The following is a 21296-nucleotide window of genomic DNA, read 5'->3' on the forward strand; positions in this document are numbered from 1 at the left end:
TTCGCCCTGCCGACACACCCCGTCGTCCCGCGGGCCGCGCCCTGCCCGACTAGCGTGCGTACATGGCGCAGCTGCTGCACTCGTACTCGGTGGACCTGGCGTGGACCGGCGCGGGCGACCAGGGGACCTCGACCTACACGTCCTACGGCCGCAACCACGAGCTCACGTCAGGCGACAAGCTCCCGCTGCCCGGGACGTCCGACCCCGCGTTCCGCGGCGACCCGGCCCGCTGGTCGCCCGAGGACCTCATGGTCGGCGCGCTCGCGCAGTGCCACATGCTCTGGTTCCTGCACCTCGCCGCGAAGGCCGGTGTCGTGGTCGTCGGCTACAGCGACGCCGCGCAGGGCACGATGCGGATCGAGTCCGCCGGGCACGGGCAGTTCACCGAGGTGGTTCTGCGGCCGCGCGTCGTCCTGCGCAACCACGTCCTCGCCGACGGGCGGGCCATCGACGACGGCGTCCTCGAGGACCTGCACCACCGCGCGCACGAGCACTGCTTCATCGCCCGTTCGGTGAACTTCACCGTCCGGCACGAGCCGGTGCCGGTGACGTTCGAGCCGCTCGCGCACGCCTGACGTCGCGCGCTCCGCCCCGTCAGGCGGAGACCGCGGTGCGCTCGACCTCCGAACCGGCGTCCAGCACCTCGGCGAGGAACCTGCCGGTGTGGCTCGCGGGCACCCGCGCGACGCTCTCGGGCGTGCCTTCCGCCACGACCGACCCGCCGCCTGAGCCGCCCTCCGGGCCCATGTCGATCACCCAGTCGGCGTTCTTGATGACGTCGAGGTTGTGCTCGATGACGATCACGGTGTTGCCCTTGTCGACGAGCGACTGCAGCACGCCGAGCAGCTTGCGGATGTCCTCGAAGTGCAGGCCCGTCGTCGGCTCGTCCAGGACGTACGCGGTGCGTCCGGTCGACCGCCGCTGCAGCTCGGCAGCGAGCTTGACGCGCTGAGCCTCGCCGCCTGACAGCGTCGGAGCGGGCTGGCCGAGCCGGACGTAGCCCAGGCCCACGTCGACCAGCGTCTTGAGGTGGCGGCTGATCGCGGGCACGGCGGCGAAGAACTCGGACGCCTCCTCGATCGGCATGTCGAGCACGTCGGCGACCGTCTTGCCCTTGAAGTGCACCTCGAGCGTCTCGCGGTTGTACCGCGCGCCGTGACACACCTCGCACGGGACGTAGACGTCCGGGAGGAAGTTCATCTCGATCTTCAGCGTCCCGTCACCGGAGCACGCCTCGCAGCGTCCGCCCTTGACGTTGAACGAGAAGCGTCCGGGCGTGTACCCGCGCACCTTGGCCTCGGTGGTCTCCGCGAACAGACGCCGGACGTGGTCCCACACGCCGGTGTACGTCGCGGGGTTGGACCGCGGCGTGCGCCCGATGGGGCCCTGGTCCACGTGGACGACCTTGTCGAGCTGGTCCAGGCCGCTCACGCGCTTGTGCCGCCCGGCGACCTGGCGGGCGCCGTTCAGCTCGTTGGCCATGACCGTGTAGAGGATCGAGTTGACCAGGGTCGACTTGCCCGAGCCGGACACGCCCGTGACCGCGGTGAGCACACCCAGCGGGAAGGACACGTCGATGCCGCGCAAGTTGTGCTCGCGCGCGCCGTGCACGGTGACGACCCGACCCTTGTCGACGGGCCGGCGGCTCTGCGGCATCGGGATCTGGCGACGCCCCGAGAGGTAGGCACCGGTCACCGACTCGCGCGACGCGAGCAGGCCGGCCAGGTCGCCCGAGTGCACGACGTGCCCACCGTGCTCCCCCGCGCCGGGACCGATGTCGACGATCCAGTCGGCCATCCTGATGGTGTCCTCGTCGTGCTCGACGACGATGAGCGTGTTGCCGAGGTCGCGCAGGCGCGTGAGGGTGTCGATCAGACGCCGGTTGTCCCGCTGGTGCAGCCCGATCGAGGGCTCGTCGAGCACGTACAGGACCCCGACGAGGCCCGAGCCGATCTGGGTCGCGAGCCGGATGCGCTGCGCCTCGCCGCCCGAGAGCGTGGCCGCCGGACGCATGAGCGACAAGTAGTCGAGCCCCACGTCGAGCAGGAAGCCGAGGCGCGCCTGGATCTCCTTGAGCACCTGCGCCGCGATCTGGCGCTCGCGCTCGCCGAGCTCGAGCGTGTCCAGGAAGTCGCGCGCCTCGCGGATCGGCAGGTCGCAGACCTCGGCGATCGAGCGCCCGCCGACGAGGACCGCGAGGACCTCGGGCTTGAGCCGCTGGCCTTTGCAGGTCGGGCACGGGACCTCGCGCATGAAGCCCTCGTACTTGTCCTTGCTCCAGTCCGACTCGGTCTCGGCGTGCCGCCGCTCGAGGAAGGTGATCACGCCCTCGAAGCCGGTCGAGTACTGCCGCTCGCGGCCCCACCGGTTCTTGTACCGCACGTGGACCTCGTGGTTGCGGCCGTGCAGGACCGCGTCCTTCGCGCGCTGCGGGAGCGCGCGCCACGGCACGGTCATCGAGAAGCCCATCTCGTCGGCCAGGGCGTTCAGCACGCGGCCGAAGTACTCCGACGACGTCTGCGCCCACGGCACGACCGCGCCGTCCTCGAGCGAGAGGTCCTCGTCCGGGACGACCAGCTCGGGGTCGACCTCGAGGCGCGAGCCGATGCCCGTGCACTCGGGGCATGCACCGTAGGGCGCGTTGAATGAGAACGTCCGCGGCTCGATCTCGTCGAGCGTCAGAGCGTGGTCGTTCGGGCACGCGCGCTGCTCCGAGAACCGGCGAACCTTGTCGGGGTCGTCGATGTCGCGGTCGACGAGGTCCACGAGCAGCAGCCCGCCGGCCAGCCCGAGCGCGGTCTCGACCGAGTCGGTGAGGCGCCGCTGGACGCCCTCGCGGGCGACGAGCCTGTCGACGACGACCTCGATGTCGTGCTTGAGCTTCTTCTCCAGCGCCGGCGGGGACGCGAGCTGGACCACCTCGCCGTCCACCCTCGCGCGGGCGAAGCCCTTGGCCTGGAGCTCGGCGAACAGGTCCGCGTACTCGCCCTTGCGCCCTCGCACCACCGGAGCGAGCACCTGGTACCGCGTGCCCTCGGGGAGCTCGAGAAGGCGATCGACGATCTGCTGGGGGGTCTGCGCCGTGACGCGCTCACCGCACACCGGGCAGTGCTGCGTGCCGGCGCGCGCGTAGAGCAGACGGAGGTAGTCGTAGACCTCGGTGATCGTGCCGACCGTCGAGCGCGGGTTGCGGTTGGTGGACTTCTGGTCGATCGACACAGCGGGCGACAGGCCCTCGATGAAGTCGACGTCCGGCTTGTCCATCTGCCCGAGGAACTGACGCGCGTACGCGGACAGGGACTCGACGTACCGCCGCTGCCCCTCGGCGAAGATCGTGTCGAACGCCAACGACGACTTCCCCGAGCCCGACAGGCCCGTGAACACGATCAGCCGGTCACGCGGCAGGTCCAGGTCGACGTTGCGAAGGTTGTGCTCACGGGCACCCTGCACCACCAGACGGTCGTTCACGGCGTGCAGTCTACGTTCCACCTCCGACATTCGCACACCCGTTCGACCGCGGTGTTCCTCTCCTCGTCGTGCCGAACACGAGGCACGCGCGCGCCGCGCCCACCGTGCTGGACACGGCACGGCGATCCATGCTGGTCCCACCATGACGAACCACGCGCCCGCACGCGGACCCGCCACCGGACCGGACCCCGAGCCGTTGCCCGTCCCGATCGCCGAGTACGCGGTGATCGGCGACGGCCGCACCACGGCCCTCGTCTCCCGTCGCGGCTCGATCGACTGGCTCTGCCTGCCGCACGCCGACTCCGCTGCGTGCTTCGCCCGGCTCCTCGGCACCGAGGACAACGGGCGGTGGCTGCTCACCGTCCCGGACGCGCACACCGTCTCGCGGCGCTACCTCGGCGACTCCTTCGTGCTCGAGACGACCTACGAGACCCCGACCGGGGCCGCGGTCGTCGTCGACGCGATGCCCATCTCCGACGGCCGCGCGGACGTCGTGCGTCACGTCACGTGCACGCGCGGCACGGTGCACGTGCGGCACGAGTGGATCGTGCGCTTCGGGTACGGCGCGATCCAGCCGTGGGTCACGCGCAACCGCGGCGCGGACCCGGCGATCCGCGCCGTCGCGGGCCCCGACTCGCTCGTCCTGCGCGGCACGCACCTGCCCCGCGCGGCCGACCACCGTCACGCCGACGAGGTCGAGCTCCACGCCGGGCAGGTCATGGAGCTCGCGCTCACCTGGGTCCCCTCGTGGGAGCCGGTGCCCGAGGTCGTGCCTTCGCCCGCGCGCGTCGACTCCACCCGCATCGCCTGGGGTCTGTGGGCCCGCGACACGCGGTACGACGGCCCGCACCGGGAGGCGGTGATCCGCTCGCTGCTCGTCCTGCGAATGCTCACCGACTTCGAGACCGGCGGGATCGCGGCCGCGGCGACCACGAGCCTGCCCGAGGACTTCGGCGGCGAGCGCAACTGGGACTACCGCTACTGCTGGCTGCGCGACGCCGCGCTGACCCTCGAGGCGCTGCTCGAGCAGGGCTTCACGCAGGAGGCGATGCAGTGGCGTGACTGGCTGCTGCGCGCGGTCGCGGGCGACCCCGCCGACCTGCAGATCATGTACCGCCTCGACGGCGGCCGGGACCTGCCCGAGCACGAGCTCGCGCACCTGCCCGGCTACGCGGGCTCGCGGCCGGTACGTCTGGGCAACCTCGCCGCGGGCCAGGTGCAGAACGACGTCCTGGGCGAGGTCATGTGCGCGCTGCACGCGGCGCGGGAGGCCGGCGTCCTCGAGGACGACGCCGCGTGGTCGCTGCAGCGCCACCTGCTCGAGGAGCTCCTGCAGCACTGGGACGCGCCCGACCGGGGCATCTGGGAGGTGCGCGGCGAGCCGCAGCACTTCGTGCACTCGAAGGTCATGTCCTGGGCGGCGGTCGACCGTGCGGTCCGCGCGGTCGAGGAGCACGGCCTCGACGGCCCGGTCGAACGATGGCGTCTCGCGCGCGACCGGATCCACGCGGACGTCCTCGAGCACGGCTGGGACGCCGGCCGCCGCACGTTCGTCCAGTCGTACGGTGCCGAGCACACCGATGCCGCCCTGCTGCAGATGGTCCACGTGGGCTTCCTGCCGCCCGACGACGAGCGCGTGCGGGCCACCATCGCCGCTGTGCGGGCCGAGCTCGAGGTCGCTCCCGGGCTCCTGCTGCGCTACCTGCCGGAGCGGACCGACGACGGCGTCGCCGGGCATGAGCACCCGTTCCTGGCCTGCTCGTTCTGGCTGGCCGAGGCCCTGGCACGCACCGGGGAGGTCGACGCCGCCGGCGCCGTGCTCGACACGCTCGTCGGGCTGACGAACGACGTGGGCCTCCTGGCGGAGCAGTACGACCCGCAGGGTCGTCGCATGGCGGGCAACGTCCCGCAGGCGCTCTCGCACCTCGCGCTCGTGCAGGCCGCGCAGGCGCACGCCGTCGCCGTGGCGGCCGCACGCGAGAGGGGACGTGCATGACCGCCTATACCGGAGACGTGACCACCGGCGGGCCCACCGCGCTGCGGGTGCTCGACGAGGTGGAGATCCGCAAGGTCTCGGTCGGCCCGATGGACAACGACGCCTACCTCGTCACGTGCCGGCGCGGCGGGTCGCAGCTGCTGGTCGACGCGGCGGCCGACCCCGACCGGCTGCTCGAGCTGGTGCGCGAGGGCAACGAGACCGCGCGCCTCGACGTCGTCGTGACGACGCACCGCCACCGCGACCATCTGGCGGCGCTCACGTCGGTGGTCGCCGCTACCGGAGCCCAGGTCGCTGCAGGGGCGCCCGATGCCGACGCGATCACCGAGCTCACGGGCACGTCGGTGACCCGGGTGCTGCACGACGGCGACCTCGTCGTGGTCGGTCACCTCACGCTCGAGGCCGTCGCGCTGCGCGGGCACACACCCGGGTCCGTCGCTCTCGTCTACCGCGAGCCCGAGCACGTCACCTGCCCGGGAGCGGTCGCCGGCCGGGCCCACGTCTTCACGGGCGACTCTCTGTTCCCCGGCGGCGTCCGGCGGACGACGACGCCCGACGACTTCACCTCGCTGTACGACGACGTGACCGCACGGCTGTTCGACCGGTTCGACGACGCGACCTGGGTGTACCCGGGCCACGGTCGCGACACGACGCTCGGTGCCGAGCGACCGCACCTCGCCCAGTGGCGTGACCGCGGCTGGTGAGGTCTGACCGCCGCCTCAGTCCTCCAGCGGGCCGAGGACCGAGGTGGCGACGGTCGCGTGCGCGGACTCGTCGTCCGACGGGTGGAAGATCCCGGCGAGCACGTCGCGGTACAGGCGGCCGAGCTCGTTCCCGGAGAAGTACGCGCCCCCACCGGACGCCCGCAACGCGAGCTCGACGACCTGGCGAGCCGACTCGGTCGCCCGCACCTTGAGCCCCACGAGCTGCGCGAACCACCGGCTGCCGTGGTCGATCTGCTCGTCGACGTCCCGCGCGAGCGCGAAGACCTGCAGCTCGGCGCCGTCCTGGAGGAGCGCGGCATCGGCGATCCGCCAGCGGATGTCCGGGTCCTGGGCGTACGGCCGGCCGTCGTGCTTGAACGACGTGCGCCGACGCGCGGCCGCGACCGCGAGCTCGATCGCGCGGCGCCCGATCCCCGTGTAGACCGCGCCCAGCAGGATCTCGAACACGGCGAACAGCGCGAAGATGAACGGGTCGGCCGACGGGCCCGGCGGCAGTCGGCGGTACACCCGGTCCGCCGGCGCGTGGGCGCCGTCGAGCACGGTCGTCTCGGACTGGGTGGCCCGCATCCCCAGCGTGTCCCAGTCGTTCTTCGACGACGTGCCGTCCCGGTTCACGACGCCGTGCACGAGCCGAGGGTCGGACGGGTCGGAGTCGTCGAGGCCGAACGTCGCCAGGCGGGTCCAGACCGGCGACAGCGACGTGAAGATCTTTGTGCCGTGGTAGCGGTAGCCGCCGTCCGGCGTCGGCACCGCGCGCGTCCGCGAGCCGAACATCACCAGGTCGTTGCCCGCCTCGGAGTTGCCGAACGCGAACACCTCGCCGGCTCCCGCGTCGCGCAGGACGAACTCCAGCGAGTCGTCGCCGCGTCCGACGAGCAGCGCCGCCATGCCCGTGACCACGAGGTGCATGTTGACGGCCAACGCTGTTGCGGGAGCGGCCGCCGCGAGGCGTACCTGCTCGCGGGCGACCTCCTCGAGCGTGAGGCCCGAGCCGCCCAGCCGCTGCGGGACGAACGCCCTCAGGTAGCCCGCCTCGACGAGCTCCGCGAGGTCCTCGTGCGGGAACGTGTTGTCACGGTCGTGGCCCGCGGCGCGCTCGTGCACGCGCGTCAGCAGGTCGTCGGTCAGCAGGGTGCGCAGCTCGCGCGCCATGGTTGCCCCTCGCGTTCGGGCCGTCGGTGCCGGCGACGGCGGGTGGTGGTCGTGGACTGGTGGTGCGTGGGTGGCGGTCAGCTGACCACGTCAGGGTCGGACCCCGACCGTTCGCCGCGGTCGAGTGCGGAGATCCGCTCGTGGTCCTCCTCGGTCAGCTCGAGGTCGGCCGCCCCCAGGTTCTCCCGGATCCGTGCGGGCGTGACCGATTTCGGGATCACGGCGACGCCGAGATCGAGGTGCCAGCGCAGCACGACCTGCGCGGGGGTCGCGCCGTGCGTGCGGGCGATGTCGCCGATCACCGGGTCGGCCAGGACGGCGCCGCGGCCCAGCGGCGACCACGCCTGCGTCACCACACCGAGCTCACCGTGCAGCGCACGCAGCTCGCGCTGCTGGAGGTAGGGGTGCAGCTCGACCTGGTTCACCACCGGCACCTCGCCCGAGTCCTCGACGATGCGGCGCAGGTGCGCGGGCTGGAAGTTGGACACGCCGACGGACCGCACACGACCCTCGTCTCGCAGCCGCAGCAGCGTGCGCCAGGTCGGCACGTACAGGTCCCGCGCGGGCGCGGGCCAGTGGATGAGGTACAGGTCCGGCACCCCGAGACCGAGCCGTTCGACCGACGCCGCGAACGCTGCCTCGGCGGCGTCGCCGTGCGCGTCGTTCCACAGCTTCGTCGTGACGAAGACCTCGTCGCGCTCCAGGCCGCTCGCCCGGACGGCTCGCCCGACGCCCGCCTCGTTGCCGTAGAGCGTCGCCGTGTCGACGAGCCGGTAGCCCGCCGCCAGCGCCTCGGCCACCGCCGGGGTCGCGTCGTCGTCGGAGACCTTGTACACGCCGAAGCCCAGGACGGGCATCCGCATGCCGTCCGCCAGGGTCACGCTCGTCGTCATCCCGCCACTCTGCCATCCCGCGGCGCAGGCACCACGCCCGGACGGGCTCGCCGTCGGGCAGGATGGGGCGCATGCCGATGTTCGCCGTCCAGTACACGTACGACCAGCGCGACGACGTCCGCGACGTCGTGCGCCCCCGCCACCGCGCGTACCTCGCCGGGCTCGCCGAGTCCGGCGCCCTGCGCGGCTCCGGCCCCTACGTCGGCGGCTCCCCCGGCGCCCTGCTCATCCTCTCGGCCGACGACGAGGCGGCCCTGCGGGCGCTGCTCGAGGCCGACCCGTTCCACCTCGAGGGTCTGATCGCCGCGACCGAGGTCCGCGAGTGGAACCTCGTCCTGGGGCCTTGGGCAGGCTGACCCCTGCGCGGCGTCCTCAGACGGGGGCGTCGGTCAGCGCACGACGCTCGTCACGGCGCGACTTCGCCAGGCTCGCGGCGGCGGTCGTGCCGAGGATCACGACGATCGAGAGCAGCGACGCCCAGATCGGGATCTCCGGTGCCCACGCCACGGGTTCGCCCCCGTTGATGAAGGGAACCTCGTTCTCGTGCAGCGCCTCGAGGACGAGCTTCACCCCGATGAAGCCGAGCAGGACCGCCAACCCGTAGCTGAGGTACACGAGGCGCGCGAGCAGGTCGCCGAGCAAGAAGTAGAGCTGGCGCAGTCCCATGAGCGCGAACAGGTTCGCCATCATGATGAGGTACGGCTCGCTCGTCAGCCCGAACAGCGCCGGGATGGAGTCGAACGCGAAGAGCAGGTCCGTCGCCCCCAGGGCGATGAGCACGATCAGCATGGGGGTGATCAGGCGACGGCCGCCCGCGACCACCGTGAGCTTGACCCCGTGGTACTCGGAAGTCGACGGGAACCACCGCTCCACCAGACGAAGCAGCAACGGCGCGTGGAACTCTTCCGGCTCGTCCTGCGCGCCCTGCCTGCCGACCTTCCAGCCGGTCCAGACGAGGAACGCCCCGAAGAGGTAGAACACCCAGCTGAACGTGCTGACGATCGCGGCGCCCGCGAGGATGAACGCGGTGCGGAAGACCAGGGCGAGCACGATCCCGACGAGCAGGGCCGTCTGCTGGTACGGCCGGGGCACGGCGAACCGCGACATGATGAGCATGAAGACGAACAGGTTGTCGACCGACAGCGAGTACTCCGTCAGCCATCCCGCGAAGAACTCCCCGGCGTACTGCCCGCCCGACGTCGCCCACACGGCCAGGCCGAACGCGATCGCGAGACCGACGTAGAACGCGAGGTGGCGCAGGCACTCGGCGGTGCTGGGGACGTGCGGACGCCGTCCGACGACGACGATGTCGACGACCAGCAGTGCGACGACGATCCCGATCGAGACCGCCCAGACCAGCAGCGAGACGTCCACGTCACTCCTCCATGGCCGGGACCGCCGGCTCGGTGCGCTGGTCGTTGCGCGTCTTGATCAGGCTCGTGATCGTGGCGATCGCGAGCGTCCCGAGGATCACGGTGAGCGAGAGCCAGATCGGGATCTCCGGCGCCCACTCGACGTGCTCGCCACCGTTGATGAAGGGCAGCTCGTTGGTGTGCATCGCGTGCAGCACGAGCTTGATGCCGATGAAGCCCAGGATCACCGCGAGCCCCTGCGACAGGTAGACGAGCCGCTCCAGCAGGCCACCGATGAGGAAGTAGAGCTGGCGCAGGCCGAGCAGCGCGAACGCGTTGGCGGTGAAGACGATGTACGGCTCGGACGTCAGACCGTAGATCGCAGGGATGGAGTCGAGCGCGAACAAGATGTCCGTCGAGCCGATCGCCACCATCACCAGGAGCATCGGCGTCAGCACGCGGCGGCCGTCGATGCGGACCGTGAGGCGGTCGTCGTGGTACTCGTCCGTCGTCGGCAGCACCCGGCGCACGAAGCGCACCATGAAGCCGTTGCCGGCCGCGTCGTCGGGCGCCTCGTCGGCGTGGTCACGGGCCAGCTTGACGCCCGTGTAGACGAGGTACGCGCCGAACACGTAGAAGACCCACGACCACTGCTCGATCGCGGCCGCGCCGAGCAGGATGAAGATCGTGCGCAGGACCAGCGCGATCGCGACGCCCACCAGCAGGACCTTCTGCTGGAAGGCTCGCGGCACCGCGAACCTCGTCATGATGATGAGGAACACGAAGAGGTTGTCGACCGACAGGCTCTTCTCGGTCACGTAGCCCGCGAAGTACTCGGCGCCGAGGTCCCAGCCCGCGACGACCCCGAGCCCCACGCCGAACACGAGCGCGAGCGCGATGTAGACCGTCGACCACCACGCCGACTCACGGAAGGTCGGTTCGTGCGGCGTGCGCACGTGGGCGAAGAAGTCGAAGACGATGAGTCCGACGACGGCGACGCCGGTCAGGATCCAGACGACGTTGGGGACATCCACGAGATACTCCTCCGGTACGAGATGCGCGTCAGTACCGAAGGTCTCCCCCGCCCGCTGACCCGGGCCGACCGCACCGGGCTCCGACCGTCCGGAGCCAGGCCCTGTGGCCTGGTGCTCCGACCGGCGAGGTCCGTGATGACGACGCGGCCGATTGTGGGGTACTCCCCTTCACCGGTGGTCATCGTATGCGACGTAGCGGCGACCTGCTGTCCACCGTGCCGGCGATCGGCGTGCCGTCGATCACCATCCGCCGCGTCCCGGAGGTCGAGGTGACCGCTACGCCGTCGCGGCCTGCATCTGCCGGAGCTCCTTCTTGAGCCCGGAGATCTCGTCACGCAGGCGGGCCGCGAGCTCGAACTGCAGCTCGGCCGCCGCGCCGTGCATCTGGTCCGTGAGGTCCTGGATCAGGCCCGCCAGCTCCCCGGCAGCGGCGCCGGTCAGCCTGGTCCGCTCGTCCCGCACCGCGGCCTGCGAACCGAAGCCCGGCACCGGCGCCTTGCCCCGGCTCGCCTGCCGCCCGCCGCCGCCCAGGAGCTCGGCGGTGTCGGCGTCCTCGCGCGCGAGAAGGTCGGTGATGTCGCCGATCTTCTTGCGCAGCGGCTGGGGGTCGATGCCGTGCGCGGTGTTGTACGCGACCTGCTTCTCGCGGCGGCGCGCGGTCTCCTCGATCGCCAGCTGCATCGCGGGCGTGATCTTGTCCGCGTACATGTGCACCTGGCCGGAGACGTTGCGCGCCGCGCGGCCGATGGTCTGGATGAGCGACTTCCCCGAACGCAGGAAGCCCTCCTTGTCCGCGTCGAGGATCGCGACGAGGGAGACCTCGGGCAGGTCGAGCCCCTCGCGCAGCAGGTTGATCCCGACCAGGACGTCGTACTCGCCCATCCGCAGCTCGCGCAGCAGCTCGACGCGGCGCAGCGTGTCGACCTCGGAGTGCAGGTATCGCACCCGCACGCCCTTCTCCAGGAAGTAGTCCGTGAGGTCCTCGGCCATCTTCTTGGTGAGGGTCGTCACCAGCACGCGCTCGTCGCGCTCGACGCGATCCCGGATCTCGCCCAGCAAATCGTCGATCTGGCCCTTCGTCGGCTTCACGACGACCTCGGGGTCGACGAGGCCCGTGGGCCGGATGATCTGCTCGACGACGCCGTCCGCCATGGACAGCTCGTAGTCGCCGGGGGTGGCCGACAAGTAGACCGTCTGACCGATGCGCTCGACGAACTCCTCCCACCGCAGCGGGCGGTTGTCCGTCGCGCTGGGCAGCCGGAACCCGTGGTCGACCAGCGCGCGCTTGCGGGACATGTCGCCCTCGAACATCGCGCCGATCTGGGGCACGGTCACGTGCGACTCGTCGATCACGAGGAGGAAGTCCTCGGGGAAGAAGTCGAGCAGCGTGTTCGGCGCCGTCCCGGGGGCACGGCCGTCGATGTGCCGCGAGTAGTTCTCGATCCCCGAGCACGAGCCGACCTGACGCATGAGCTCGATGTCGTACGTCGTGCGCATGCGCAGGCGCTGCGCCTCGAGCAGCTTGCCCTGACGCTCCAGCTCGTCGAGCCGCGCCTCGAGCTCGGCCTCGATGCCGCCGATCGCGCGCTCCATGCGCTCGGGGCCCGCGACGTAGTGCGTCGCAGGGAAGATCATCATCTCGTCCTCAGCCCGCAGGACCTCGCCCGTGAGCGGGTGCAGGGTCGCGATCGCCTCGATCTCGTCGCCGAAGAACTCGATCCGGATCGCGAGCTCCTCGTACTTCGGGATGATCTCGACCGTGTCGCCGCGGACCCGGAACGTGCCGCGCGTGAACGCCATGTCGTTGCGCGTGTACTGCATCTGCACGAACCGTCGCAGCAGCTGGTCGCGGTCCACGTGCTCACCGACCCGCAGCGTGACCATGCGGTCCACGTACTCCTGCGGCGTCCCCAGGCCGTAGATGCACGACACCGAGGCCACGACGACCACGTCACGCCGGGTCAGCAGCGACGACGTCGCGGAGTGCCGCAGGCGCTCCACCTCGTCGTTGATCGACGAGTCCTTCTCGATGTAGGTGTCCGTCTGCGCGATGTACGCCTCGGGCTGGTAGTAGTCGTAGTACGACACGAAGTACTCGACGGCGTTGTTCGGGAGAAGCTCGCGGAACTCGTTCGCGAGCTGCGCGGCGAGCGTCTTGTTGGGCGCCATGACCAGCGTGGGGCGCTGCACCTGCTCGATGAGCCACGCGGTGGTGGCCGACTTGCCCGTCCCCGTCGCCCCGAGCAGGACGACGTCCTTCTCGCCGGCGTTCAGGCGCGCGGCGAGCTGCGCGATCGCCTGAGGCTGGTCACCCGACGGGGTGTACTCCGAGATGACCTCGAACGGTGCGACGGTGCGCTGGAGCTCCGTGACTGGACGCATGGCACCACCGTACGTCGGACCACCGACACACCCGCCCCGAGCGGTGAGCGGCAGCCCACGCTCGGGGCGGGAGCGTCGAGGTCCAGGACGGCGATGCGAGAGCAGCGCACGGCCCGATGGTGTCAGTCCTTGCCGTCGACGACCGTCACGATCGCGTTCGGGTCCTCGCGCACGATCGACAGCACGTACCAGTCCATGAAGTCGGTGTAGGCCCGGAAGCCGAGCAGCTTGCGCTTCGCCTCGGGCACGAGGCCCGCCAGGCCGCCCTCCTTGGTCCGGAAGAACGTGATCGCCGTGCGCGCCGTGGTCCGACCGACGGCGCGATCCGTCTTCGTCTCGAACCGCAGCACCTCGGAGCCGTCGAGGTGGTCACGCAGGGAGAACGTCGTCGTGTGCGGCGTGCGGCCCTCGACGCGGAAACGACCCGATGCGTCGTCGGTGGCGGTCGAGGCCTTCTCGGCGAGCTCCAGCATCCGAGCCTCGGAGAGCAGCGTCGATGCGACCGAGACCGACGCCCGTGTCTGAACGGGCTTGACCATCAGCTCGTACCTCCTTCTCGCGGCGACCCCATCGGCACCGGCTTGTGGCATCTATCGACACGCGGCACGTCAGGGTTGAGCCCCCCGCAGGCATCGGGCGGTTCGTCCCTTGCCTGCTGCGGACACTAGCGGTAGGCGGTCGGGCGCGGAATGCCCCGGAAGCGGGACTTGCGCGGCGCGGGCCGGCTCAGCCGTGCTGCGCGTCCGCCTGCTCGGCCTGACGCTCCTGGGCACGCTCGACGCACAGGCGGTCCCACAGGTCGTCGACCTGCGCACGCAGCTCCTCGTCGGTGCCCGAACCGTCGAGCACGACGTCCGCTACCTGAAGGCGCGACTCGTCGCTCGCCTGCGCGGCCACGCGGGCCTCGGCGGCCTGCCGGTCCATCCCGCGGAGCCGGACGAGGCGCTCGACGCGCAGGAGTGCGGGAGCGTGCACCACCACGACGAGGTGGAACGAGTCGGCCTGCCCCGTCTCGACCAGCAGCGGGATGTCGTGCACGACGACGGCGCCGGGGTCGGCCGTCGCCGCGGCGGCCTCACGCTCCGCGCCGAGCCTTCGGACCACGGGGTGCACGATGGCCTCGAGCGCGCGCCGCCGTTCGTCGTCGCCGAACACGAGCGCCGCCAGCGCGGTGCGGTCGAGGCCGCCGTCCGCGTCGAGGACCGCCTCGCCGAACGTCTCGACCACCTCGGCCAAGCCCTCGGACCCGGGCGCCACCGCCTCGCGGGCGAGCACGTCGGAGTCGATCACGACCGCACCGAGCTCGTCGAACCGCCGCGCGGCCACGGACTTTCCCGCCGCGATCCCGCCTGTCAGACCGATCCGCTGCATGGACCCATCCTGCCTGCCCAGCGCGAACCGCGCCCCCGCGGAACCTCTCCGTGCGTGGCGGCCGGCCGGACGCCGCGCGCAAGAGCGCGGGTCGTCCCGCCGCGGACGACGACGGGCCGGCCACCCGAAGGTGACCGGCCCGGTGTCTCGACCGTCCGGGAGCACGCTCCCGGACGGTCAGAGGTGACTCAGTTGCCCGTGAGCTTCTCGCGCAGAGCGGCGAGCGCCTCGTCGGACGCCAGCGTGCCCGCGGCCTCGTCGGTCGACGAGGAGTACGTCGACGGCACGGGGCCACCGGCGGCGGGAGCGGACTCGGACGTCGCAGCCTCGGCGTCGGCCTTGGCGGCCTCGGCGACCTGCTTGCGGTGCGCCTCCCAGCGCTCGTGAGCGGCTGCGTACTGGGCCTCCCACGCCTCGCGCTGGGTCTCGAAGCCCTCGAGCCACTCGTTCGTGGCCGGGTCGCAGCCCTCGGGGTACTTGTAGTTGCCGGCCTCGTCGTACTCGGCCGCCATGCCGTACAGCGCGGGGTCGAAGTCCTCCGACTCGGGGTCGAAGCCCTCGTTCGCCTGCTTGAGCGACAGCGAGATGCGGCGACGCTCGAGGTCGATGTCGATGACCTTGACGAAGACGTCGTCGCCGACCTGGACGACCTGCTCCGGGATCTCGACGTGGCGCACGGCCAGCTCCGAGATGTGGACCAGACCCTCGATGCCGTCCTCGACGCGCACGAACGCACCGAACGGGACGAGCTTGGTGACCTTGCCGGGGACGACCTGGCCGATGGCGTGCGTCCGGGCGAACGCCTGCCACGGGTCCTCCTGCGTCGCCTTCAGCGACAGCGAGACCCGCTCGCGGTCGAAGTCGACGTCCAGGACCTCGACCGTGACCTCCTGGCCGACCTCGACGACCTCGGACGGGTGGTCGATGTGCTTCCAGGACAGCTCCGAGACGTGCACGAGCCCGTCCACGCCACCGAGGTCCACGAACGCACCGAAGTTGACGATCGAGGAGACGACACCGGGGCGCACCTGGCCCTTCTGCAGCGTCTGCAGGAAGGTGGAGCGCACCTCGGACTGCGTCTGCTCGAGCCAGGCACGGCGCGACAGGACCACGTTGTTGCGGTTCTTGTCGAGCTCGATGATCTTGGCCTCGATCTCCTTGCCCACGTACGGGCCGAGGTCGCGGACGCGACGCATCTCGACGAGCGACGCGGGCAGGAAGCCGCGCAGACCGATGTCGAGGATGAGGCCGCCCTTGACGACCTCGATGACGGTGCCGGTGACGACGCCGTCCTCTTCCTTGATCTTCTCGATCGTGCCCCACGCGCGCTCGTACTGCGCCCGCTTCTTGGACAGGATCAGCCGGCCTTCCTTGTCCTCCTTCTGGAGGACGAGGGCCTCGACCTCGTCGCCGACCTTGACGACCTCGCCGGGGTCCACGTCGTGCTTGATGGACAGCTCGCGGGAGGGGATGACGCCCTCGGTCTTGTAACCGATGTCCAGCAGGACCTCGTCACGGTCGACCTTGACGACGACGCCTTCGACGATGTCGCCGTCGTTGAAGTACTTGATGGTGGCGTCGATCGCGGCGAGGAGGTCCTCGGCCGTGCCGATGTCGTTGATCGCGACCTGCGGCGTGGCGGGCTTCGCGGGGGTGGAGATGCTCATGTAGTGGTGGGCTCCGATGCGGACAGGATGTAGTTCGAACAGGGATGGCGGGCACACCTCGACGACGGGATCACGTCAGGAGTGTTCTCGAGGTCCTCGACCACCCGACGAGCTCGTCGGGTCCGAGAGCTCGTGCGGGCACGCGAGAAAGAAGGCGCGCGGCACCGCCGTCCACCCTAACGGTGGACAGCGGAGCGGGTCAAAGCGTCGACCGAGGTCGGCGCGGGGTCACGCGAGCGCGCTCGCGACCGACAGGAGCTCGTCCGGGACGTGCTTGACCTTGCCGGCGACGTCCGCGAGCGGGACGAGCTCGACGCGGTCACCGCGCAGCGCCGTCATCACGTTCGACCGACCCTCGGTCACCGCGTCGATCGCCGCGACGCCGAACCGGCTGCCGAGGATGCGGTCCGTCGGGGTCGGGGTCCCGCCGCGCTGCACGTGCCCCAGCACGGTCACACGCGTGTCGAAGCCGGTGCGCTTCTCGATCTCGGCCTTGAGCCGCTCACCGATCGCCCCGGCGACGATCTCGCCGAACTTGCCCACCTGCGTCTCGTAGTGCATCGCCGTGCCCTCGGCGGGCACGGCACCCTCGGCGACGACGACGATCGAGAAGCTCGCGTGCGCGCGGTGCCGGTGCTTGAGGAACTTCTCGATCTTCTCGATGTCGAACGGGGCCTCGGGCGCGAGCACGAGCTCGGCGCCGCCGGCGATGCCCGCGGTCGTGGCGATCCACCCCGCGTGCCGCCCCATGACCTCGACGATCATCACGCGGTTGTGGCTCTCCGCGGTGGTGTGGATGCGGTCGACGGCCTCGGTCGCGACCGTCACCGCGGTGTCGAAGCCGATGGACTGGTCGGTCCCCCACACGTCGTTGTCGATCGTCTTGGGGATCGCGACGATCCGCACGCCCGCCTCGGCGATCTTGCTCGCCGCGTGCAGCGTCCCGTCGCCGCCGATGCAGATCAGCGCCTCGAGGCGCTCGGCCTCGAGCGTCGCCAGCACCGCGTCGATCCCGCCGTCGCTCGCGTGCGGGTGGAAGCGGGCGGTGCCGAGCAGCGTGCCGCCGACGGGCAGGACGTTGCGGATGTGCTGGCGCGACAGCGGCAGGACGTCACCGTCCACCACGCCGCGCCAACCGTTCCGGAAACCCACGATCTGGTGGCCGTACTCTCCTTCGCCACGCTTGACGACGGCGCGTATCGCCGCGTTCAGCCCGGGGACGTCGCCACCACCGGTGAGCAGACCGACTCGCACGCGTGAGCTCCTTCATCGAACGACAGGGGGGCCGGCGCGCGTCGTCGGGCGTCCGTCCGGTCAGCCTATCGGCGTACCGGCGCGCCCTGCGGCCCTTCCGTCCCGGGTCGGGGTGTCGCCGCACCTCCCCCGGACCTCCCCCAGACTGGGGGCATGGCTCCCGACGCGCTCGAACCCGCCGCAGACGAGGACCTCGCCGAGGTCGCGTTCCAGCACGTCGCCGACGACGGCGCCGCGGGACGGCGGTGGTGGGACGCCAACGCCGCCGAGTACCTCGACGAGCACGGCGAGTTCCTGGGACCGGCTGACTTCGTCTGGTGCCCGGAGGACCTGCGGGAGGCCGACGCCCGCCTGCTCGGTGACGTCGCCGGTGCGCGTGTGCTCGAGGTGGGCGCCGGCGCGGCGCAGTGCAGCCGGTGGCTCGCCCTCCAGGGCGCCGACGTCGTCGCGACCGACATCTCCGAGGCGATGCTCGCGGCCGGCAGGCGGTACGACGAGGCGGCGGGGGTCAGTGTGCCGACCGTCGTCGCCGACGCTCGCCGGCTGCCCTTCCCGGACGCGACGTTCGACGTGGTGTTCACCGCCTTCGGCGCCATTCCCTTCGTCCCCGACGCCGGCGCGGTCCACGCCGAGGCCGCTCGGGTGCTGCGACCGGGCGGGCGCTGGGTGTGCGCCGTGACGCACCCCCTGCGATGGGCGTTCCCCGACGATCCGGAAGGGCTCACCGCGATCCGGTCGTACTTCGACCGGCGTCCGTACGTCGAGCTCGGGACGTCGGGGACCGTTCTGTACGCCGAGTACCACCGCACGCTGGGCGACCACGTCGCCGACCTCGTCGGGGCGGGGCTGGTGCTCGACCGCGTCGTCGAGCCCGAGTGGCCGGCCGGCCACGACCGGACCTGGGGCGGCTGGGGCCCGGTGCGCGGGGCACTGCTGCCCGGGACGGCGATCTTCGTCTCGCACCGGCCCTGAGGCGTAGCGGCGGGCGACCCAAGGCCGGGCCGCCCGCCGCCACTACGTGCTCAGCGCACGCCCTCGCAGCGCGCGCCGCCCGTCATCAGTGCACGGTCGCCTTCTCGGCACCCGCGCCCGTGAGCGACCGGACCTCCATCTCCGCGAACTTCTCGGGGTGCGGCTTCTCCCGGCTCATGAGCGTCCCGACGATGCCGAGGACGAACGCGAGCGGGATCGAGATCAGACCCGGGTTCTCGAGGTCGATCAGGTGGAAGTCGATCGAGGTGTCGCGGATCATCGACAGGCTCGCCCCCGTCACCGGGTCGACCTTGCCCGAGACGACGGGCGAGAACGCGATGAGCACGATGCACGAGATCAGGCCCCCGTACATGCTCCAGAGCGCACCCGAGGTGTTGAAGCGCTTCCAGAAGAGCGAGTACAGGATGGTCGGCAGGTTCGCGCTCGCCGCGACCGCGAACGCCAGCGCGACGAGGAAGGCGACGTTCTGACCGTTCGCGAAGATCCCGCCGATGATCGCCAGGATGCCGATCGCGACGACGGTGATGCGCGCGACGCGCACCTCGCCGTCCGGCCGGATCTGCCCCTTCTTGATGACGTTGGCGTAGATGTCGTGCGCGAACGAGGTCGCCGCGGTGATCGTCAGCCCGGCCACGACGGCCAGGATCGTCGCGAACGCCACCGCCGAGATGATCCCGAGCAGGATCGTCCCGCCGAGCTCGTAGGCGAGCAGCGGAGCCGCCGAGTTCACGCCGCCCGGTGCCGCCTTGATCGTCTCCGGCCCCACGAGGGCCCCGGCGCCGTAGCCGAGGACCAGCGTGAAGAGGTAGAAGATCCCGATGAGCCAGATCGCCCAGACGACCGAGCGACGCGCCTCCTTGGCGGACGGCACCGTGTAGAACCGCATGAGCACGTGCGGCAGGCCCGCCGTGCCGAGCACCAGGGCCAGCGCGAGGGACAGGAAGTTGAGCTGGCTCATCGCAGTGGCGCCGTACTGCTTGCCCGGACCGATGAGCGCCTCACCGCCCTCACCCGCCGCGTCGACCGCGCCCTGGATGACGCCGGACAGGCTGAACCCGAACTTGGCCAGCACCCACAGGGTCATCACGCCGGCGCCCACGATGAGCAGCACCGCTTTGATGATCTGCACCCAGGTGGTGCCCTTCATCCCGCCCACGAGGACGTACAGGATCATCAGCGCGCCGACGACCGCGATCACGATGCCCTGCGCGGCCGTGCCGCTGACCCCGAGCAGCAGCGCGACGAGGCCTCCGGCACCTGCCATCTGCGCCAAGAGGTAGAAGAACACCACCGTGAGGGTCGAGAGCGCCGCTGCCATGCGCACGGGCCGTTCCTTGAGCCGGAACGACAGCACGTCGGCCATCGTGAACCGACCGGTGTTGCGCAACAGCTCGGCGACGAGCAGCAGCGCGACGAGCCACGCGACGAGGAACCCGATCGAGTACAGGAAGCCGTCGTATCCGTTGAGCGCGATCGCACCGCAGATGCCGAGGAACGATGCCGCGGAAAGGTAGTCGCCCGCGATGGCGGTCCCGTTCTGCGGGCCGGTGAACGACCGGCCGGCCGCGTAGTAGTCGGCCGCGGTCTTGTTGTTCCGCGACGCGCGGAACACGATGACGAGCGTCACGAGGACGAACAGCGCGAAGATCCCGATGTTGACCGCGGGTTCACCGATCTGCTCGGTGGCCGCCGCTGCGAGCGTCGCCCCCTCGGCGCGGGCGCTCATGCGAGCTCACCGCCGCCCAGCTCGCCGTCCTCGATCTTGGCCCGCAGCTCCTCTGCCACGGGGTCCTGCCGGTCGTTCGCCCACCGCGCGTAGATCATCGTGATCGCGAACGTCGAGACGAACTGCCCGAGCCCGAAGAGCAGCCCGACGGTGATGTTGCCCCAGACCTTCGTCGCCATGAAGCCGTGGGCGTAGTTCGCCAGCAGGACGTAGACGAAGTACCAGACGAGGAACAGCGCCGTCATCGGGAAGACGAAACGACGGAACCTGCTGCGTAGTGCTTGGAAGTCCGGGCTGTCCTGGACGACCTGGTAGGGCGTCCGGGGTGGTGGTTCGTTGAGCGTCTCGGACACGTGAGTCCCCTCCCGCACGGAAGGCAGCCTGATTGCCGCCGGCAGCGAGTGTGACGGAGAACACGTCGTTCCGCCGCTCGACACACCGGACATTTCGGCGAAACGAATCGCTCAGGTCCCGAAAGAGTCGGGGCGCGGTTCGCGCTCGCGCGCCGCCCTCGAGAGCCCTCCGACGCGTGTCGGTGCCGCCTCGTGCCCGCTCGGCTCCGGTCAGCCGGTGCACTTCTTCTTTGCAACGGCCGCGAGCGTGTTCGCGGGCGGCGTCGTCTTGCACCACAGCGCGCCGGAGATCTCCGACGTCCACGACGTCACCTTGCCTGGCACCTTCGTCCAGATCCACGACCCCTGCAGGCAGGCGGGCTTGTAGTACGTGAAGCTGCCGCTCGCCTGTCGCGTGCCCTGGTAGAAGACTGACGTGCCTGGCTGGACGGTGTAGGTCTCGCTGACCGTGCTCGAGGTCGTCCTCGCGCCGCTCGCCTGCAACGACAGGCTCGTCTGGCCCTCCAGTCCACCGATCGGGAGGCTCGCGGAGACCTTGGCCGACGTGGTGAAGGTGACAGCCGCCGTCACTGTCGCGCTCACCGCCATCGTCTTCGTCCGCGATCCCGCCTTCGAGGTGTAGTTCTCAACCACGGCGTGATGGGTGAGCACGTACTTCTTCGTCACGGACGACCACTTCCAGTACGGCTTCGGCGTCGTGCCGCACTTGCGTCCGGGATCGGGTTCGAACCCGGTCCCCACGGCGGCCGACGGCCCGGCCGCGGCGAGTACGAGACCCAGACCCATGAGTAGTGAGGCGACGGCCCCCACGATGCGCTTCACCGGACATCCCTTCGTTGTCGCATGACTCGTACGCGAGCACGAGTAGGCACTGTGCCTGTGCGACTGGGGCGAACCTTATCGCCGGAATGTCCCCTTCGCGGGCTTGCG

18 protein-coding genes are annotated in these 21296 nt (G+C 70.8%); 5 read left to right on the forward strand and 13 right to left on the reverse strand.

Translation table 11 applies throughout. The annotated features are described in order from the left end of the window. The first annotated feature begins 62 nt into the window (after positions 1-62). Complete coding sequence (locus tag CGE01nite_RS07295; protein WP_048341798.1) at positions 63-575, forward strand: OsmC family protein; 513 nt, start codon at positions 63-65, stop codon at positions 573-575. A gap of 19 nt (positions 576-594) precedes the next feature. Here CGE01nite_RS07295 and uvrA read toward each other — a convergent pair whose 3' ends face one another. Further along, positions 595-3498 carry an excinuclease ABC subunit UvrA gene (uvrA, locus tag CGE01nite_RS07300; RefSeq protein WP_141369958.1) on the reverse strand — a complete coding sequence of 968 codons (2904 nt, stop codon included), beginning with the start codon at positions 3496-3498 and terminating at the stop codon, positions 595-597. Between the two features lie 112 nt (positions 3499-3610). Between uvrA and CGE01nite_RS07305 the strand changes: the two genes are divergently transcribed. Both CGE01nite_RS07305 and CGE01nite_RS07310 read left to right on the forward strand, forming a co-directional pair. Further along, entirely contained in the window at positions 3611-5464 is a 1854-nt protein-coding gene (locus CGE01nite_RS07305; RefSeq protein ID WP_141369960.1) for a glycoside hydrolase family 15 protein, read from the forward strand. Next, on the forward strand, positions 5461-6168 hold the full coding sequence (locus CGE01nite_RS07310; RefSeq protein ID WP_141369962.1) for an MBL fold metallo-hydrolase: 708 nt from the start codon (positions 5461-5463) through the stop codon (positions 6166-6168). The genes CGE01nite_RS07305 and CGE01nite_RS07310 overlap by 4 nt, the downstream gene beginning before the upstream one ends. Positions 6169-6183: 15 nt before the next feature. Here CGE01nite_RS07310 and CGE01nite_RS07315 read toward each other — a convergent pair whose 3' ends face one another. Then, complete coding sequence (locus CGE01nite_RS07315; protein WP_141369964.1) at positions 6184-7341, reverse strand: acyl-CoA dehydrogenase family protein; 1158 nt, start codon at positions 7339-7341, stop codon at positions 6184-6186. Positions 7342-7418: 77 nt separating this feature from the next. Then, positions 7419-8234 (reverse strand): aldo/keto reductase, encoded by an 816-nt coding sequence (locus tag CGE01nite_RS07320; protein ID WP_141369966.1) that lies wholly within the window; start codon positions 8232-8234, stop codon positions 7419-7421. A gap of 71 nt (positions 8235-8305) precedes the next feature. On the opposite strand from CGE01nite_RS07320, the gene CGE01nite_RS07325 reads away from it, so the two are divergent. After that, positions 8306-8590: a YciI family protein gene (locus tag CGE01nite_RS07325; protein ID WP_141369968.1), complete on the forward strand. Its 285-nt coding sequence runs from the start codon at positions 8306-8308 to the stop codon at positions 8588-8590. 16 nt (positions 8591-8606) lie between these two features. On the opposite strand, the gene CGE01nite_RS07330 is transcribed toward CGE01nite_RS07325, so the two are convergent. The 7 genes from CGE01nite_RS07330 to CGE01nite_RS07360 form a co-directional block, all read right to left on the reverse strand. Beyond that, positions 8607-9608, reverse strand: a complete 1002-nt coding sequence (locus CGE01nite_RS07330) for a TerC/Alx family metal homeostasis membrane protein (protein ID WP_141369970.1) — start codon at positions 9606-9608, stop codon at positions 8607-8609. 1 nt (position 9609) lies between these two features. Next, positions 9610-10620 (reverse strand): TerC family protein, encoded by a 1011-nt coding sequence (locus tag CGE01nite_RS07335; protein WP_048341803.1) that lies wholly within the window; start codon positions 10618-10620, stop codon positions 9610-9612. A 276-nt stretch (positions 10621-10896) separates the two neighbouring features. Continuing rightward, the gene (uvrB, locus tag CGE01nite_RS07340) at positions 10897-13002 is read right to left on the reverse strand and encodes an excinuclease ABC subunit UvrB (RefSeq protein ID WP_141369972.1); all 2106 of its coding nucleotides are present in this window, start codon (positions 13000-13002) and stop codon (positions 10897-10899) included. A gap of 122 nt (positions 13003-13124) precedes the next feature. Next, complete coding sequence (locus tag CGE01nite_RS07345) at positions 13125-13541, reverse strand: hypothetical protein (protein WP_141369974.1); 417 nt, start codon at positions 13539-13541, stop codon at positions 13125-13127. Between the two features lie 187 nt (positions 13542-13728). After that, the gene (coaE, locus tag CGE01nite_RS07350; protein WP_141369976.1) at positions 13729-14373 is read right to left on the reverse strand and encodes a dephospho-CoA kinase; all 645 of its coding nucleotides are present in this window, start codon (positions 14371-14373) and stop codon (positions 13729-13731) included. 188 nt (positions 14374-14561) lie between these two features. Further along, complete coding sequence (gene rpsA, locus CGE01nite_RS07355) at positions 14562-16040, reverse strand: 30S ribosomal protein S1 (protein ID WP_141369978.1); 1479 nt, start codon at positions 16038-16040, stop codon at positions 14562-14564. 228 nt (positions 16041-16268) lie between these two features. Continuing rightward, positions 16269-17294, reverse strand: coding sequence for a 6-phosphofructokinase (locus tag CGE01nite_RS07360; protein ID WP_048341808.1), 1026 nt, complete (start codon positions 17292-17294; stop codon positions 16269-16271). Positions 17295-17447: 153 nt separating this feature from the next. On the opposite strand from CGE01nite_RS07360, the gene CGE01nite_RS07365 reads away from it, so the two are divergent. Further along, positions 17448-18266 (forward strand): class I SAM-dependent methyltransferase, encoded by an 819-nt coding sequence (locus tag CGE01nite_RS07365; protein ID WP_048341809.1) that lies wholly within the window; start codon positions 17448-17450, stop codon positions 18264-18266. An 85-nt stretch (positions 18267-18351) separates the two neighbouring features. Here the strand turns inward: CGE01nite_RS07365 and CGE01nite_RS07370 are convergent, their stop codons facing one another. From CGE01nite_RS07370 to CGE01nite_RS07380, 3 genes are all read right to left on the reverse strand, one after another. After that, a complete protein-coding gene (locus CGE01nite_RS07370; RefSeq protein ID WP_048341810.1) occupies positions 18352-20013 on the reverse strand; it encodes a monocarboxylic acid transporter in 1662 nt (553 codons plus the stop codon). Continuing rightward, positions 20010-20366: a DUF485 domain-containing protein gene (locus tag CGE01nite_RS07375; RefSeq protein ID WP_048341811.1), complete on the reverse strand. Its 357-nt coding sequence runs from the start codon at positions 20364-20366 to the stop codon at positions 20010-20012. Before CGE01nite_RS07375 ends, CGE01nite_RS07370 begins: the two co-directional genes overlap by 4 nt. A 210-nt stretch (positions 20367-20576) precedes the next feature. Beyond that, the gene (locus CGE01nite_RS07380; protein WP_141369982.1) at positions 20577-21188 is read right to left on the reverse strand and encodes a hypothetical protein; all 612 of its coding nucleotides are present in this window, start codon (positions 21186-21188) and stop codon (positions 20577-20579) included. Between the last annotated feature and the right edge of the window lie 108 nt (positions 21189-21296).

Source organism: Cellulomonas gelida (genome assembly GCF_006538725.1).
Classification (GTDB): Bacteria; Actinomycetota; Actinomycetes; order Actinomycetales; family Cellulomonadaceae; genus Cellulomonas; species Cellulomonas gelida.